The organism is Cylindrospermopsis raciborskii Cr2010 (genome assembly GCF_003367075.2).
Lineage (GTDB): Bacteria > Cyanobacteriota > Cyanobacteriia > Cyanobacteriales > Nostocaceae > Raphidiopsis > Raphidiopsis raciborskii.
Genome location: NZ_CP065936.1, coordinates 638,614 through 655,254 on the forward strand (window position 1 = coordinate 638,614; position 16,641 = coordinate 655,254).

General features: G+C 40.1%; 20 protein-coding genes. 9 read left to right on the forward strand and 11 right to left on the reverse strand.

Annotated features, from left to right (window positions below; genetic code table 11):
- The first annotated feature begins 18 nt into the window (after nt 1–18).
- Complete coding sequence (locus C6N34_RS02930) at nt 19–780, forward strand: phycobilisome rod-core linker polypeptide (RefSeq protein ID WP_057178027.1); 762 nt, start codon at nt 19–21, stop codon at nt 778–780.
- 101 nt (nt 781–881) lie between these two features.
- Nucleotides 882–1,577, forward strand: a complete 696-nt coding sequence (locus C6N34_RS02935; RefSeq protein ID WP_057178028.1) for a 5'-methylthioadenosine/S-adenosylhomocysteine nucleosidase family protein — start codon at nt 882–884, stop codon at nt 1,575–1,577.
- 52 nt (nt 1,578–1,629) lie between these two features.
- On the opposite strand, the gene C6N34_RS02940 is transcribed toward C6N34_RS02935, so the two are convergent.
- Nucleotides 1,630–1,866 carry a hypothetical protein gene (locus tag C6N34_RS02940; protein ID WP_057178029.1) on the reverse strand — a complete coding sequence of 79 codons (237 nt, stop codon included), beginning with the start codon at nt 1,864–1,866 and terminating at the stop codon, nt 1,630–1,632.
- 184 nt (nt 1,867–2,050) lie between these two features.
- On the opposite strand from C6N34_RS02940, the gene C6N34_RS02945 reads away from it, so the two are divergent.
- Nucleotides 2,051–3,037 (forward strand): cyanophycin synthetase, encoded by a 987-nt coding sequence (locus tag C6N34_RS02945; protein WP_057178030.1) that lies wholly within the window; start codon nt 2,051–2,053, stop codon nt 3,035–3,037.
- Nucleotides 3,038–3,204: 167 nt separating this feature from the next.
- Entirely contained in the window at nt 3,205–3,567 is a 363-nt protein-coding gene (locus tag C6N34_RS02950; protein ID WP_115538463.1) for a hypothetical protein, read from the forward strand.
- A 63-nt stretch (nt 3,568–3,630) separates the two neighbouring features.
- Here C6N34_RS02950 and C6N34_RS02955 read toward each other — a convergent pair whose 3' ends face one another.
- The 3 genes from C6N34_RS02955 to C6N34_RS02965 form a co-directional block, all read right to left on the reverse strand.
- The gene (locus tag C6N34_RS02955; protein WP_115538464.1) at nt 3,631–5,262 is read right to left on the reverse strand and encodes a mechanosensitive ion channel domain-containing protein; all 1,632 of its coding nucleotides are present in this window, start codon (nt 5,260–5,262) and stop codon (nt 3,631–3,633) included.
- A 38-nt stretch (nt 5,263–5,300) separates the two neighbouring features.
- Nucleotides 5,301–6,269 carry a Tll0287-like domain-containing protein gene (locus C6N34_RS02960; RefSeq protein ID WP_115538465.1) on the reverse strand — a complete coding sequence of 323 codons (969 nt, stop codon included), beginning with the start codon at nt 6,267–6,269 and terminating at the stop codon, nt 5,301–5,303.
- A gap of 213 nt (nt 6,270–6,482) precedes the next feature.
- Nucleotides 6,483–6,998 (reverse strand): pentapeptide repeat-containing protein, encoded by a 516-nt coding sequence (locus C6N34_RS02965; protein WP_115538466.1) that lies wholly within the window; start codon nt 6,996–6,998, stop codon nt 6,483–6,485.
- A 34-nt stretch (nt 6,999–7,032) separates the two neighbouring features.
- On the opposite strand from C6N34_RS02965, the gene C6N34_RS02970 reads away from it, so the two are divergent.
- Entirely contained in the window at nt 7,033–7,536 is a 504-nt protein-coding gene (locus tag C6N34_RS02970) for a YraN family protein (RefSeq protein ID WP_115538467.1), read from the forward strand.
- Between the two features lie 78 nt (nt 7,537–7,614).
- Here C6N34_RS02970 and asnS read toward each other — a convergent pair whose 3' ends face one another.
- Complete coding sequence (asnS, locus tag C6N34_RS02975) at nt 7,615–9,006, reverse strand: asparagine--tRNA ligase (protein ID WP_115538468.1); 1,392 nt, start codon at nt 9,004–9,006, stop codon at nt 7,615–7,617.
- A gap of 62 nt (nt 9,007–9,068) precedes the next feature.
- Entirely contained in the window at nt 9,069–9,380 is a 312-nt protein-coding gene (locus C6N34_RS02980; RefSeq protein ID WP_006277673.1) for a hypothetical protein, read from the reverse strand.
- 84 nt (nt 9,381–9,464) lie between these two features.
- On the opposite strand from C6N34_RS02980, the gene C6N34_RS02985 reads away from it, so the two are divergent.
- Nucleotides 9,465–9,722, forward strand: coding sequence for a DUF6439 family protein (locus C6N34_RS02985; RefSeq protein WP_115538469.1), 258 nt, complete (start codon nt 9,465–9,467; stop codon nt 9,720–9,722).
- Here C6N34_RS02985 and C6N34_RS02990 read toward each other — a convergent pair.
- Nucleotides 9,713–10,177, reverse strand: coding sequence for an ATP-binding protein (locus C6N34_RS02990; protein ID WP_057178036.1), 465 nt, complete (start codon nt 10,175–10,177; stop codon nt 9,713–9,715). The genes C6N34_RS02985 and C6N34_RS02990 overlap by 10 nt on opposite strands.
- A 425-nt stretch (nt 10,178–10,602) precedes the next feature.
- The gene (rlmD, locus tag C6N34_RS02995) at nt 10,603–11,970 is read right to left on the reverse strand and encodes a 23S rRNA (uracil(1939)-C(5))-methyltransferase RlmD (RefSeq protein WP_115538470.1); all 1,368 of its coding nucleotides are present in this window, start codon (nt 11,968–11,970) and stop codon (nt 10,603–10,605) included.
- A gap of 410 nt (nt 11,971–12,380) precedes the next feature.
- Here rlmD and apcD point away from each other — a divergent pair, with 410 nt between their 5' ends.
- Entirely contained in the window at nt 12,381–12,866 is a 486-nt protein-coding gene (apcD, locus tag C6N34_RS03000) for an allophycocyanin subunit alpha-B (protein ID WP_006277680.1), read from the forward strand.
- Between the two features lie 127 nt (nt 12,867–12,993).
- On the opposite strand, the gene psaK is transcribed toward apcD, so the two are convergent.
- Complete coding sequence (gene psaK, locus C6N34_RS03005) at nt 12,994–13,257, reverse strand: photosystem I reaction center subunit PsaK (RefSeq protein WP_006277683.1); 264 nt, start codon at nt 13,255–13,257, stop codon at nt 12,994–12,996.
- A 111-nt stretch (nt 13,258–13,368) separates the two neighbouring features.
- Here psaK and C6N34_RS03010 point away from each other — a divergent pair, with 111 nt between their 5' ends.
- A complete protein-coding gene (locus C6N34_RS03010; RefSeq protein ID WP_006277685.1) occupies nt 13,369–13,812 on the forward strand; it encodes a SufE family protein in 444 nt (147 codons plus the stop codon).
- 55 nt (nt 13,813–13,867) lie between these two features.
- Here the strand turns inward: C6N34_RS03010 and C6N34_RS03015 are convergent, their stop codons facing one another.
- Both C6N34_RS03015 and C6N34_RS03020 read right to left on the reverse strand, forming a co-directional pair.
- On the reverse strand, nt 13,868–14,098 hold the full coding sequence (locus tag C6N34_RS03015) for a NifU family protein (RefSeq protein WP_006277688.1): 231 nt from the start codon (nt 14,096–14,098) through the stop codon (nt 13,868–13,870).
- Between the two features lie 69 nt (nt 14,099–14,167).
- Nucleotides 14,168–14,404 (reverse strand): hypothetical protein, encoded by a 237-nt coding sequence (locus C6N34_RS03020; RefSeq protein ID WP_006277690.1) that lies wholly within the window; start codon nt 14,402–14,404, stop codon nt 14,168–14,170.
- Nucleotides 14,405–14,631: 227 nt separating this feature from the next.
- On the opposite strand from C6N34_RS03020, the gene lepA reads away from it, so the two are divergent.
- Nucleotides 14,632–16,443, forward strand: coding sequence for a translation elongation factor 4 (lepA, locus tag C6N34_RS03025; protein ID WP_006277691.1), 1,812 nt, complete (start codon nt 14,632–14,634; stop codon nt 16,441–16,443).
- The last annotated feature ends 198 nt before the right edge of the window (nt 16,444–16,641 follow it).

Sequence of the window (16,641 nt, forward strand, 5' to 3'; positions counted from 1 at the left end):
CAATCAGAGGAATACAGCATGGTACTGCCATTACTTCAATACAAACCTACTACTCAAAACCACCGTGTTAGCAGTTTCGGTGTTGCCGATCAAAATGAGGATACACCTTACATCTACCGTTTGGAGGATGTAAGTTCTTATACTGACATTCAATCTATTATCTGGGCATCCTATCGTCAGGTTTTCAGCGAACACGAGATTTTAAAATTTAACCGCCAAATCACTTTAGAGTCTCAACTCAAGACAGGTTCTTTGTCCGTTAGGGATTTTATTCGTGGGTTAGCCAAGTCTGAAGCTTTTTATCGTCTAGTTGTTTCGGTTAATAACAACTATCGTTTAGTAGATATTACCCTCAGACGCCTACTAGGTCGTTCCGCTTACAACAAAGAAGAGGAGATAGCTTGGTCAATTGTCATTGGTACCAAGGGATTTAGTGGTTTTGTTGATGCTTTAGTTGATAGTGAAGAATATACTTCAAGTTTTGGTGACAATACAGTACCTTACCAGCGCAAACGGATGGAAGGTCGTCCCTATAATTTAGTCACACCTCGTTATGGTGAGGACTTCCAAGAAACTGCGGGCACGGTCAGAACAGATTGGCGCTTTGTTTTGGCAAACTTCTACAGCGAGAAAGCCAAAGCAAAACGTCTCAAAGAAGGCGATCCAGGCAGATTTGCAGCTATGGCAGCTTCTGTGTCTGGTAAGGGCAATTATGCTCAAAGAATCTCTTCTTTTGATATTGACTATTTGAGTGCTGTTCCCTATCGCGGTAGACGCTAAAATCAGCTGGTTGTATCCGGGATAAAGTTGATTCCACGGACTCCATAGCTCCTGCGGATAAATGGGCAGTTATGGAGTCTTACGTGTAAGATATCGAAATTATGATCAATATAATTTTAGTTCCCCAGGGAGCAGAACACCAAGTAGTTTGTAAGGGAATAAATGGAGCCCACAATGCCAAAATACAGGTTATTGGCATTCCTATAGGAATATCATCACTCAAACCGTTTCTCAAAAACAATTACCCACACTGGAATCCATACCTAAACCGACAGGTTTTATTAATGGGGTTATGTGGTAGTTTACACCCAGATTATGGAGTTGGCAATATTGTACTATATGAAACTTGTATATATGAAACAAATCAAGTAAACCAGATAAATTGCGATGTAAATCTAACCAAGGATATATATAAGCATCTTAGAGATCAGGCATTTTTAGTAAGGGGAGTTAAGGGAATAACGAGTGACACCGTAGTTTCCAAATCTGTGGAAAAGGGGGGTCTGCATCGAAAATTTGGGGTTGATGTGGTGGATATGGAAGGATTTGGATTCCTGGAGTTTTTCCAGGGAACAGGGATATCCACCGCCATACTGAGAGTTGTCAGTGACGACTCCACCCATAACATACCAGACTTGTCTAAAACTATCAACCCCAATGGTTCACTAGAAATTTTACCCTTGCTTATAGCTTTAACTCAACAACCCATAGCTGCTAGTCACTTAATTAGCGGTTCATTGCGGGGATTAAAACAATTAGAAAAGTTGGCTAGGTGTTTAGCAACTTGGCAGCAATAAGTCTCTGAGGTATGACTTTAGCTAGAACGCTGATTAAAGAATAATTTCATATTCACATTGAAGCTATTAGTACTTGAGAATCAAAAAACATTTCAAAATAACCATCAGGCACAAGTTGACGCAGATGCTGAATATAGCCATCCGCATCTGACTTACTGCGAAAGCGGGCAACAACAACACGCTGATCATCTTCTGCTACACGAGCTACAGTCCAACCATTGAGGCGATTTTTATAAGAAATCGCCTTTTTTTCTAGTTTTGTGTTTTTGTATCCGGTATCTTGTGGCATAATTATACTATCCCTATGAATTTGATCGGCGTTAGTGTATCTCTTAGGGGGGAAACACTAGCGCCTTTAATTGATTGACGATGCCACTTTGTTATTATATAATTTTTTAATTGTCAACACTTAGTGCAACTGTATATTTATAATACAGCTAAACGGTAATATTAATAACCATATTAAAGAAACTATGAGATTTACAGCATCGGTTTTGCAGAAGATAGCCACAGAAATAGGTGCAAAGATTTTGATAGAACCGGAATATGAACTAATAGGCCACATAACCTTTCGCAATGGTAAGAGAACAGTCTTTCGTAATACAAGATTTAATATTAATGGATTTGGCTCAGCTAATTTAGCCCAAGATAAGGCCTTTTCTAATTACTTTTTGGGTACTCTTGGTTATAAAGTAACAGAAGGCAAGACATTTTTCAGCGATAAAATGTGTCAAAAGGTAGCTAATCCCAGAAACATAGATGAAGGTTGGCAATACGCGGAGAAATTAGGTCTACCTGTTATTGTGAAACCTTTGAATCTCAGTTCAGGAATTCTAGTCACTAAGGTATATAATAAAAACGAATATTATGAAGTGGCAAAAAAAATATTTAATGTACAATCAGTCCTAATTGTGGAAAGATTTTATCTTGGTAATGATTTTAGAATTTTAGTCCTAGATAATGAAGTTATGGCTGCTTATCAGAGAATTCCCCTATCCATAATTGGGAATGGCAAGTCCACCATTTTAGAACTACTCACAATAAAACAGGAAGAATTGGTCAAAAAAGTTGAAAAGATATCAATTGATCTAGCTGACTTCCGAATTTTTAAAAACCTCCAAAAACAAAATCTCACTTTTGAGAGTATAGTTCCCCAAGGGATGATAGTTTATCTGTTAGATAATGCCAATCTCTCCGCAGGTGGTCAAGCAGTAGATATGACTGACAACATCCATCCTGATTTTCAACAACTGGCGATTAATATTACTAAGGATATGGGTTTAAGATTAGCAGGTGTGGATATTCTCACTCAAAATATTACCCAACCACTAGTAGACTACACCCTCTTGGAGGTTAACAGCGCTCCTGGGTTGACTCATTATGCTTCCCTGGGGGAAAAGCAAAGACAGCAGGTGGAACATCTATATCGCAAAATTCTCCAAGAATTGGAAAAGGGATAATTTAAGATAGAAATTAGCACTCTCCACTTCTAATTGCTAAGTTTTTAAGAAATTTTAAAAATCATTTATTGAGGTAAAAACCGTCTATTTTTCCAGTTATAGTTAATTTATAGTTAAATGTGAAGTCTGTCAACTTAATAACTGAACAGCTAAATTGGAGGATGGGAATGAGGTACACTTTTGATATTATAGGGGTGTCTCCAGTACTGTACTTTTTCAATCATCAACAGCAAAGTTTAGATAGAAACCTAACTAAACCACGAAACCAACGGGTTGAATATTTGGGAACTCAAATTTGTACCCTGGATGAATTTCTCCAATCCGCAGAATCCGTGGTCAACACCAAGAGTTGGAATTTGAATGAGGTGGTCAACACCGTCATTGAGTTTTGGTTGCATAATCCGGATACTATTCAATATTGGAAAACTAGATTGAAAGATGCGGGTAGGGATAACTTGTTAGTAGCTAGACTAGCAGATATAAAAGCCTTGCAGGCAGAATTTGAATCTTTATTGGGTTATGGGTCTTGACAGACTTAGTATCCCCCAGAGCTAAAGCTGGGGGAATGGTAATAAGTCTAAGCAATTCTAAAATCAAGATCTCAAATTCAGTGCCATACGTGACTCAAAATATTGCTGTATTTGTTCAACAATACCCTTTTTGTCTAACATATCCGCTGGTAGTTCTTGGAGAGAACCACTTAAATAAGTATGGTAATATTGGCTAACTTGTTCAGCGATGACACTAATAGCTATACCATCCCGGTCTAGGGCGCTCAAAAGTGCATTGGGAGTGATACCCAAAATTTGGCTTTCCTCTATGGTAGTGATTTTGATCTTGGGTAAAGGTTGTCCAAGGAAAAGACTCATCTCCCCAAAGAAATCTCCTGCTATCAATTCCTCCGTGGGAGCTAGTGGTTGGTGCAGGAGAAACTCTTCTCTTTGTTGTGGATTGTGAATCTCAGTGGAGAGGGTTAAATAAAGATTATATAGAGAGGGAGCTGTTTTAGCTGCTTCTTTAGTTAGGGAAAAGGCCACTGGGCCTATGTACTTAGCTAGTTGTACGGATACTTGCTCAATCACTGGTGGTTTGAGAGCAAGACTGGCGCGATAATCATTTTGTGGGTTTCGATTTAGGGGAATAGTAATATTACCCTCTGAAGTATGAATTAATTCATTTTGTACCAAAATAGAGCCGCTTCCTACCAGAAACATGCCCCCGGAAAATAGTTGTTGATTATCCAATAACTCCTCTCTGTCAAACAACAAAGTTTTAGATTCCTCAATGATTAAGCTTTTAGCTTCCAGACTTAAATCTCTAAAAAACTCAACAGCATTAACCAGTTGCAATAGATGTTGTTTTTCCGACTGCTGATATTCAGTAGTTAAACCAGCACGATTGAGAGCGTACCAAAGTCGACAACGAATTTCCGGATCTGTATGGGTTTCCGCCTCACTGTAGTTTTTCGGATAGTAGAAGAGTTTGTAGTTTATTTCCTCCAAACCATAGGACCACATTCTAGCAAATAAAGGCTTATCCAGATTAACATTTGCTGGAGGTTGATTAATTAAGGCTTTGCAGGCAATATCCATAACCTGGTTGGGGGGAATATTGGGAGGAACGGTGAAGTCCACCATACGATAGACGTTACCCGCAGCTGCCATTTTTACTAGGTTTTTAGCTATTGACCCGTTAGGAATATAAGTAATTTCACCGGATTTTTGGCGAATATCTGTAGAATCCCAATCAACTGATTCTACAACCCCTTCTACCATCATGCCATCTAGTGCTTGAAATTCAATCCAATCACCAATTTGAAAAGGTTGGTTTATTTGCAGAAAAACACCCGAGAGCAAATTACCTAAGGGTTCTTGCATGGCAAACCCAACCACTGCTGCGAATAAGGCAGATGTAGTAAAGAATTGAGTTGTGTCTTTTCCTAAAACTTGTAAAACTACAGCAGCAGCTATGCCATAAAGAACGACGGAAACTGTAAACTTCAATAACTTAGATGGCTGTTTTCCTTGCTTGTGGGTGAACCAAAAATCAATGATTAAAAAAGAAAGTGTGTTAACAAACACCACAGTAATGCTAATTAAAACAACAATCTTGAGTATTTCGATGATTACTGGCAAAATCTGTTCGGGGTTACTCAATACGAAAACATAAGAGAACAAAAGACATCCAGTCAATCCAGCTTGAAAAAGCAGAAGAAAATTTTTCATGTCCTCCACCAATTAGTAATTATTGAACAAAAACATTGTTACTGTTGTTGTGGTGATTTTAAAGCCTTATTAAGGCTGATCAAAAGACGATTAATGGATCGGTTTAGATGATTTAGGGGGTTAGATTTATCCTCTGGTAATTGTGCCCCTTCCGCTTGATGTAGGCTAACTTCTTCTAAGAGGTGGGTGATAAAATCTAGTGGTTTGGTTACCCAACGATATATAATTATGATTACTGCTGTGTATGCGACTAGAAATATACTGGCAATCGCCAACAAATAAGAGCCAATAGATGTGTGAGCTTCGTTGTACTGAACAATAGAGGGGACAGAGATTATTCTAGCTCCCACCACCTCATTTAACTTCCACCCAAAACCATTTTCACTACCATAGGCCTTGATTAGGGAAGCAGGTGCCCTTTCAGGTGTACTGTGACATACCAAACAGCTTTCTTTAGTGATTTGAATTGGCTTGGCAATATAATAGGTTTTTTGCTTAGTCAAAGTGTCAAACCTTTCGCCCATTTTTTGTGGTGCTTTGGGATTTTCAGCAAAGTAATTAATAATTTCCAGTTCCCAAGGTGCTGCTAAATCTTTGCGATTAGTTGGGTTTATGGCAGTCTCACGATAGCTATATCCGTTCTTATTTTTCTCCAATTGGTTTAACACCTGCTGAGCAGCATAGGAAGGAACAGTAACTCTATTAAACCCAGCTACTTCCGTTTCTGTTTGTTGGTAGCCTTGGGCTTGATTATTACCGCCTTGGATAGCCTGATCAGCAGCAGGAGCTTTTAATGATGTTTCAATCAGGTCAAATTGGGGTTTAACCTGATTAGACGTATAATCCCTAATTGCTGCTGCTGTATCTAAAAGGATTACCGCAGTGCGAAGGATATCTTTTTTGGCTTTATTAAATTCCAGGGACCATGTTGATAGTCCACAGATCAACCATCCGGTGAAAAAAATACTAAATATGACAAATACTAGTCTTGTTTGTAGTTGCTTCATAAAATTTAAAACCTAGTTTCTCAATTTTATCTGGCGATCGCTAACGAAAGTGCAAGGTTGGGAGCACCTATTTAGATGTTTCAACGTTTGTTTCTCGCATTTCCTTTGAGCTTTTAGCCCCTAGTTACACTCTAAATGAATATATTGTTAGGCAAGTCCCAGAACACTATATCACAACATACAGATAATTCCAAGTTTATTTTGAGTGGTACACTACCGACAAAGTAGAGTCTCTCTTGTATCTCTACCTGTAGTGGGGTTAATTCCCTTTGCTACTTCACATAGTTTATTTTGTTCATCACGACGTAACAACACATCAGTAAAGTCCGCACCTACAATAATTGCACCATCAAATTTAGCACTAGCTGCAAATGCACCTTCTAAAATAGCATTAGTCAAATTAGCTCTAATAAAACGTGCAGAATCTAAAGTGGCATTGGTTAAATCAGCACCAGTGAAATTTGCTGATTCCAGATTAGCAGCAAAGAAACTGACCCCGCTGAGATTAGAACCACTAAAATCACTTTGACGAAGATTGGCTTTGGTAAAACTAGAATCTCTTAAGTCCCTTTGGGAAAAATTTGCTCCGATCAAAATTTCTTTGTTGTATTCTAGTGCTAAAGCTGTTGATGTTATACCTACTAAACAAGTTAGGGGTATGATTACCAACAACGATAAACTGAGGATCACTAGAAAAATCTGATTTTTAAAAACTCGTTTAATATTCATAAGAATGGATTAGTAATCACCTGAATTGTAATTGATGTCTAAACTTCCTTCATCTAATTATGGCAAAATTGGTCTCACAGGAGAAGATCTAGTGACCAAATGGTTAAAATCCAAGGGTTGGCAAATTCTCCATAGTCGTTTTTCTTGTCGTTGGGGTGAGGTAGATATTATTGCCCAGTATGACAATAAAACTCTTGTACCAACAAGTGTTAATTGCAAAACACCCCTTCTCGCCTTTGTAGAAGTGAAAACCCGTAGCGCTGGTAATTGGGACGCGGGAGGGAAAGACTCGGTTACCACGAACAAACAAAGGAAAATCCTGATCGCGGCCGAAATGTTTTTAGCCAAGCATCCAGACAAAGCAGACTACTCTTGTCGTTTTGACGTAGCTAGTGTTTTTTATAAAAAGTCTATCCCTAAAAAGCAGGTAATTCAACCAAAAGCATTGGCTAGCTTGTCTACTCAAGAATACGAGTTTATACTCTGGGATTACATAGAATCCGCTTTTGATATATCAGCAAGATTAAGTAGTATTTAGGGTAAAATGGAAGGTGTGGGGTTATCCCACGCCCTAATTAACTTACCCTAATTAAGTTGTATCCAAATTAAAACTCTATTAAAAGTCTGCACTCTGTGGTGTACGAGGAAAGGGAATGACATCTCTAATGTTTCCTATACCCGTCATAAATTGCACTAACCTTTCAAATCCTAGACCAAACCCCGCATGGGGTACGGTTCCGTAACGACGTAGATCCAAGTACCACCATAAATCTTCTGGTTTCATCCCCTGGGCTAAAATTCTTCTCTCTAAAATATCCAGTCTTTCTTCCCTTTGGGAACCACCAATAATTTCGCCTATTTTAGGAGCTAAAATATCCATGGCACGTACGGTTTTCCCATCATTATTTAATTTCATATAAAATGCCTTGATTTGTGCAGGATAATCCGTAACAATTACTGGCTTTTTAAAAAGCTGCTCTGCTAGGTAACGCTCGTGTTCTGACTGCAAATCTAAGCCCCATTCTACCGGGTAATCAAATTTGACTTCTGCTTTCTCTAAAATTTGGATGGCATCTGTATAGCTCAATCTCTCAAACTGGTTGTTAACAATATTTTCCGCTGTCTCCAATACGGTGTTGTCAATTCTTTGATTGAAAAACTCCATATCTTGTTCACAGTTTTCCATCACATATCGGAAAATATGTTTAAGAAATTCTTCTGCTAAGTTCATATCACCTTCTAAGTCGCAAAAGGCCATTTCTGGCTCTACCATCCAAAACTCTGCCAAATGTCTAGAAGTGTGAGAATTTTCTGCTCTAAATGTTGGTCCAAAGGTATAAACGTTGGTAAATGCCATGGCCATAATTTCTGCTTCTAATTGCCCACTCACCGTTAAATAGGTGGGTTTGCCAAAAAAATCTTGACTGTAATCTACATCTTGGTTCTCTTTCCGGGGAATATCTTGCAAATTCAAACTGGTGACGCTAAATAATTCTCCTGCTCCCTCACAATCACTAGCAGTTAAAATGGGGGTGTGGACCCACATAAAACCCCTCTGTTGGAAAAACTGATGTATGGCAGTCGCACAAGCATTTCTCACCCGAAATACCGCCCCAAAGGAGTTGGTTCTACTACGCAGGTGGGCAATGCTTCTCAAAAACTCAAAGGAATGACGTTTCTTTTGTAAAGGATAAGTCTCTGGATCCGCATCTCCGTAAACTTTTACAGCTTCCGCTTTTAGCTCTATTCTCTGTCCTTTCCCTTGGGATGCAACTAAGACTCCCCCGACTTCCACTGAAGCACCCGTATTTATTTGTTTTATGATTGTCTGGTAGTGGGGTAAGTCCTGATTAATAACTATCTGTAAGTTGGCTAAACATGAACCATCATTGATTTCTAAAAAGGTAAATCCCTTCAATTCTCGTTTAGTTCTTACCCAACCCTGTACTACTAGCGTTTCTTCAGGTTGACTACTTCTTAGTATTGTGGCAATTCGATGTTCAATCATTTTCTACAACTGGGTTCTTTTGTATAGCTTTGCTGTGCGCATTAGAGCTTGCTACCAATGGCTCACATCCATGATTTTAACCACCAACCTATAAGAATGCCTAGACCACCAAATCGAATAACTTGCCAAAAGGGTTTGTTTAGACTTCTCCAAGAAATTAATTTACTTTCTAAGTTAATTTCTATTAGCTCTATCTCTTTTTCTATACGCTTCAACTCCAATCGCATCTCTTTGGCTTTTTGTTGCCATTCGGCTTTTTGTTGTTGATCCCTTTCTATTTGAGTATATCTTTGTTTTAACAGCATCAGTTCGCTTTCTAACTGCTCTAGTTGTTGCTCAATCTCTCGTTGATAGTTTTCCTTTAGGTTAGTCATTGGTTATGGACTGGTGTTGGATTATTCGCTATAATAGCCAAGTATCATAACTCTTGTACTTTTGTATATTAGGTTTTAAGTATTATGTCTTTAAACAGTGAGTTAAATAATTATAGCACCCTGGAATTAGCTCAAGCTTTGATGGCAAAACTAAGCATCTCCCCCGAGGATTGGCATCGTCTCAAATCACACCGCAATGCTCGGGCTAGCGAGCTTGTGGCTGCGGCAATGGTGTTTTTGGTCAAAAATGAACCTTTGGAAGCTCAGGCTAGGTTAAATCAGGCTTTGGGTTGGTTGGATAAGTCCGTATCTGCTCCCCCTTGTCCCAGTCATCACTTATAACCCAAAACCGGAACCAGGTTTGCATGCCAAAACCTCCTAATTTCTACCTGCTTGCACAGTTTTAGTTCTGTTCCTTTATGGTTCCACTCTACCTGATCAAATATTTGATGTAATAAGCTCATACCCCTCCCGCTCTCTGATTCCTCTGGTGGCAAATAATCGCCGGGATCGCCTAGTTTGCCACAACAGGGTGTAAATCCATTCCCCTGGTCTGATATGATCCACCAATATTGATTATCTGTGAAGGAAAAACGTACCACCACCAGTTTACCAGGATCCAGATTATTTCCATGCTTGGCTGCATTCACTAGGGCTTCTTGTAGTCCTAGCCTAATTTCTGGCTGTAGATTTTTGGGAATATCTGCTAATAGTAGATCTAGTATGGGACACAAATAAAGGGTTGAGGCAAAACTAATAGTACCCCACGAGCACGGTTTAAGAGAAATGGTAATCACAAGAGAAACCCCGTAGCATCTGGTTAGCTAGACATTAATTCGCTGTTCCAATACGCGCTGGTGCGACGATTACCTTAACTACACTTTTAATTCTAATAAAAACATGAAAATACTTTCCAATATGGACTGTGACCAGGCAAATCAAAACTGCACTCTCCAGCTGGCAAAAGAGTCTGGGAACACTTACTAGTGAATAGGGCGGGCCGACCCAAGGTAACCAGATGTATTCTTCTTACCTTAGTTTGATTTTAGCATTACTATTACTCAATAGGCTAGTGGTTTTTGAAAGTTTTTTTGTTGGTTCACAAGAAAGCGGTGATGCTAAGAATTAATTTTAGCAGAATCAGTAGAGGCTGTTTAAGCCAGCCTCAGAAAGTTCGTTTATGGACTCTTCAGAAATCTCCGTGTCTTTAGACCGGAGAAGCTTAACTTTCTAGAAAGGCCACTGTCTCCACGTGGGGTGTCTGAGGGAAAAAGTCCGCTGGTTGCACTTTCTTTAGCTTATACTCTCCACTGGCACATAACAAACTCAAGTCACGAGCTAATGTGGATGCTTTACAACTTATGTAAGCTATTTTTTTAGGTTTTAGTTTCAGCAGAGATTGTAGTACAATAGGTTCACATCCCTTACGTGGTGGATCAAGAAGGACAATGTCTGGCAGTGTATCTAATTTGGGTAAAATATCCTCTACTGCTCCTATTTGGAATTTAGCATTAGTGATCCCGTTATGTTGAGCATTGTATATAGCTTGCTCTACTGCTGCTGGTTGTATTTCTAAGCCAATGGTCTGACGTGCTTGTTTTGCTAGTGGTAGAGTTAAAGTACCAATACCACAATAAGCATCAACAAGAATTTCATCACCCTGTAAATTAAGTTGTGATTGAATCACTTCCAAAAGTGCTTCTGCTGTTTCAGTGTAAACTTGAAAAAAGGTGTCTGGTCGCACCTTAAATTCCAGTCCAGCAAATCGTTCCCTGAGATAGGGGACTCCTGCAATACAAGTTGTTACCTTTCCAAATATGGCATTCGTGCGATCGCCGTTATGATTCAAACAAATTCCCACCAGTTGAGGGTAACGGTGTAACCATTGCTGTGCTTGGGTTTCAATTCCTGGTAACTGACCATTTTTGACTACTAAGGTCAACAGAATTTCCCCCGTATAACGACCAATCCGTAAACCCAGATGGCGAATTTCCCCTTGATGACGGTTCTCATCATATACTGACCAACCTTGCTTTTGAATATCCTGTTTAATTTCCGTCAATAGAGGATTTAATCGAGGGTCTTGTACTGGACACTGATTTAAATTGATTAGTAAATGACTGCCTTTTTGATAGTAACCAGCTTGAACTTGTCCTGTAGATGAGGTTTTTATAGGATAAGTAGCTTTGTTGCGATAACCCAGGGGTGATTTTGTGGTTAACACTGATGCTACTGGTGGGTTAACAAAATTGCCAATTCTTTCTAAAGCCTGAATTACCTGGTTTTGCTTAACCTGTAACTGGTATTCATAATTTATGTGTTGCCATTGACAACCACCACATTTATCAGCAACAATACATTGGGGACGAGTTCTTTGCAAAGAAGGTTGGAAAATAGCTGTGACAGCGCCATGGGCATATTTATTCTTCACCCTGAGTAAACGAACCAACAGGCGATCGCCCACCACAGTATCGGGTACAAAAACAACCCTACCTTCAAACCTTCCCACTCCTTCCCCATTGTCGTTGAGATCGGAAATTTCCAGCTCTATAATTTTTCCCTGTTGCCAAACTATATCATTATTATTCATTATTCATTACTACATTTTACTTAATAATACCAACTATACCGTTCACAAGAAAATCGCCGAAAGGCACGGAAGCCACTTGGCTTTAGACAGGAAGTGCCAACGACGAATTTATTCGCCTTGATATTTAACCGTGATGCGGTTCTTCAATATTCCAGTGTTGTCTTTATGTTATTTTGTGGCTGCTATTGACAAGTAAGTCTTATCTGAGCTATACTTTCGAAATAAACTTAAAGTAGCGGTGATGCTAAGAATTAATTTTAGCAGAATCAGTAGAGGCTGTTTAAGCCAGCCTCAGAAAGTTCGTTTATGGACTCTTCAGAAATCTCCGTGTCTTTAGACCGGAGAAGCTTAATTCTGTACCCGAAAATGGTTAAAATAGGAAATAATATATTTTCCGTGACTACATAATCATGACTGTAATTAGCCAAGTTATTCTCCAAGCTGATGATGAGCTGCGTTATCCTAGCAGTGGCGAACTCAAAAGCATCAAAGATTTTTTTCAAACAGGAGTTCAGCGAACAAGAATCGCTGCTACCCTAGCGGAAAACGAAAAAAAGATTGTTCAGGAAGCCACCAAAAAACTTTGGCAGAAGCGCCCTGACTTTATTTCTCCTGGTGGCAATGCCTACGGTGATAAACAGCGTTCTCTATGTATCCGTGATTTTGGATGGTACTTACGTCTAATCACTTATGGAGTTTTAGCGGGGGACAAAGAGCCCATTGAAAAGATTGGTCTAATTGGTGTGCGGGAAATGTACAATTCCCTGGGTGTGCCAGTACCGGGTATGGTAGAAGCGATTAGTTGCCTCAAACAAGCGTCTTTAGACCTATTAAGTGGAGAAGATGCAGCAGCTACCCAACCATACTTTGACTATATAATCCAATCCATGTCCTAGAACCACCCTAATAAACTTCCAAGTGGGCTATTGCTCAGTAGTCAGCCCCAAGCTTGATAGTGGCTAGGGCAAGACCATTATTAAGGTATTGTTGAGCTACTATCAATGTTTGGGAGAGTACTAGAACTTAAATTTTACCGATGCTGTGAAGTCCTAATATCACACCTGCGCCGAGGATATGACCAAAAGCAGTGGTTGCCAGAACTGCTGGTAAACCGAACCCGCCAAAGAAATTAGGAGATGGTGTGGAGGGAGGCGCGCTGGGGTACTCAATAGTAAATTTACCGAAACCAGCAGCAAAAATATTAGCCACCAACATAATAATGCCAACGGTGGGGCTCCAGGTTAGGGGAGCAGTTGCGGTAACAGCGAGCAGGGCGGAAGTTAACACTAGATATTCTCCTTGGGTGATGTGAGCAGATAATAAGAGCTGACATTATCATAAATCCAGTAAGATTATATGATCAACTGCCCATGGTTTCACTCACTTTCTCAATTTACTATGTCCTTGAGTCCTGATTCCTTACCACCAGCGCTGGGGAAGATCGTTCAAAGATTTCAACGTGCTTCCGATCCCAAGCGTCGCTATGAACAGCTAATTTGGTATGCACAGAAACTACCTGAGTTTGCCGAAGCAAACAAGGTACCAGAAAACAAAGTTCCTGGTTGTGTTTCTCAGGTATATGTTACAGCTAGACTTAATGACAGCAAGGTAATGTTTGCAGGAGATTCAGATTCTCAGCTAACCAAGGGGTTATTAGCACTGTTAATAGAAGGGCTAAATGGATTAACTCCTAAAGAAATTATACAACTAACCCCGGAATTTATCCAAGAAACGGGATTAAACGTTAGTCTCACACCTTCCCGCGCCAATGGTTTTTACAACATCTTCAGGACCATGCAAAAAAAGGCACTAGAATGTGATCCACCAACAGGCGGGGGATGATGGGCATTAGCTTACCAATACATCCCTTGTGCCTATTGGAATTCTACCTTAGCTATTAAATGACCTGTTCTACTTCACCAATTTCGGGAATCATTTCTTTGAGACGGCGTTCAATGCCCATTCTCAGGGTCATAGTAGAACTAGGACAAGAACCGCAAGCCCCTTGTAAGCGTAGTTTCACAATTGGTCCATCCAATTCTACCACTTCCACATTACCCCCATCAGATATTAGGTAGGGTCGCATTTCATCTAGTACAGTTTCAACGTTTTCAAGAGTTAGTTCCATAGTTTTGATACCTGTTTAGTAGGGGATAGCTTTAAGCTTACCCGATTTTTCGTAGGGTAGTTGAAAGACTCAATCATTCCATTCACCCCGTGGGGGGACAGGGGTGCGCATGGGAGTACGAGTCAGTTCATCATCCCTGGGAAAATCTCCCCGTAACCACTGACGAATGGCAACCTCTACGACCTTACTGGGGTCATTGGTGAGATGTTGAATCTGAGCGATTAATTCCGAGTCCAGACGTAGTGCTATTTCTATTTTTTCAGCGTTTGTATTATCCGCTTTATTGTGATTCTTTTCCATATTCATAGGTTTATATTCCCAAAAAAATTGCCCAACATTGCCCAACCCCAGATAACCAATTTGTAACTGGCAGTTTTTATATCCAGTGACATCATATCCTGAAAATCAATTTACCGATTTAGTGGGGAAGAGGGGGAATTGCCAATCATGTATTACCCATTGCCCAATAAAGCATTAAAATACATGAAGTGAATACTTTTAAATTTTGACTGCTAATCAAGCAAAGATGGTATATGACTGAGGTTCCCGCCATTCGCATTCGCAACTTCTGTATTATCGCTCATATAGATCATGGGAAGTCCACCCTGGCTGATCGTTTACTGCAGGCCACTGGGACGGTAGAAGACCGACAAATGAAAGAGCAGTTCCTAGATAATATGGATCTAGAACGGGAGCGTGGCATCACAATTAAGCTGCAAGCAGCCCGCATGAATTACACCGCTAAGGATGGACAGCGGTATGTGTTGAACTTAATTGACACTCCTGGTCATGTGGACTTTTCCTATGAAGTTTCACGCTCTTTAGCTGCTTGTGAAGGTGCTTTATTGGTAGTTGATGCTTCCCAGGGGGTAGAGGCCCAAACCTTGGCCAATGTGTACCTGGCCTTGGAACATGACCTGGAAATTATCCCCGTGTTAAATAAAATTGATTTACCAGGAGCAGAACCAGATCGGGTCATTGGAGAAATTGAGGAGATTATTGGACTAGATTGTAGCGGGGCAATTTTAGCCTCCGCTAAGGAAGGAATAGGTATTCCAGAAATTTTAGAGGCTATAGTCGAGCGCGTACCCCCAGCAGCTGATACTGTCAGTCAACGATTAAGGGCCTTGATCTTTGATAGCTATTATGATAGCTACCGGGGAGTAATAGTTTATTTCCGGGTAATGGATGGCACAGTCAAAAAAGGCGATCGCATTTATTTGATGGCCTCCGACAAGGAATATGAGATTGACGAGTTAGGAGTTCTTTGTCCCAACCAGACTCAGGTAGAAGAATTGCACGCGGGGGAGGTGGGTTATCTGGCTGCGGCGATTAAGGCGGTAGCTGATGCACGAGTGGGTGATACTATTACATTAGCAAAGGCTAAAGCTAGTGAAGCTTTACCAGGTTATACTGAAGCTAATCCCATGGTTTTTTGTGGTATGTTTCCTATAGATGCAGACCAATTTGAAGACTTACGGGAGGCTTTAGAAAAGCTAAGATTGAATGATGCTGCTTTGCAATACGAACCAGAAACTTCCAGTGCTATGGGATTTGGATTCCGTTGTGGGTTTTTAGGTTTGCTGCACATGGAAATTGTCCAGGAGCGGTTAGAGCGGGAATATAATCTGGATTTGATTATTACTGCTCCTTCCGTGGTTTATAAGGTGATTACTATCAAGGGTGAGGAACTCTATATTGACAATCCAAGCCACCTACCAGCACCTAACGATCGAGAAAGAATAGAAGAACCCTACGTACAAGTAGAAATGATTACTCCAGAAACCTTTGTAGGAACCCTAATGGAGTTATCACAAAATCGTCGGGGTGTGTTTAAGGATATGAAATACCTTACCCAAGGTAGAACCACTCTTACATACGAACTTCCCCTAGCTGAAGTAGTGACGGACTTTTTTGATCAGATGAAGTCCCGATCCCGTGGGTATGCTAGTATGGAATATCATCTAATTGGCTACCGTGAAAATCCTCTAGTAAAATTGGATATTATGATCAATGGTGACCCGGTAGACTCCTTGGCAATGATCGTTCACCGAGATAAAGCCTACAATGTGGGTAGATCCATGGCTGAAAAGTTGAAGGAATTAATTCCACGTCATCAGTTTAAAGTTCCTATCCAAGCTTCTATAGGCACTAAAGTAATTGCCAGTGAACATATCCCTGCTTTGAGAAAAGATGTTTTGGCTAAGTGCTATGGTGGTGATATTAGTCGTAAGAAAAAGCTTTTGCAAAAACAAGCTAAGGGTAAAAAACGGATGAAAGCTGTAGGGACAGTGGATGTACCTCAAGAAGCTTTTATGGCTGTGTTAAAGTTAGATCAAAGCTAGTCAATATAGGATCAATTGGGGTGTGTATCAAGCATCAAAAAGTTACCCAAGGAAGGGGGAGCAAAACCCCCCCAGAAATTCCTAACTCCACTCACCTACCTGGAAATTGGATAAAAACTATAAACCATGAGGAAAATCAAAACCCATCCTAGGTGTTATGGCTAAAGCTATATTATTGGTGTAGCGTTTTGTGAGACC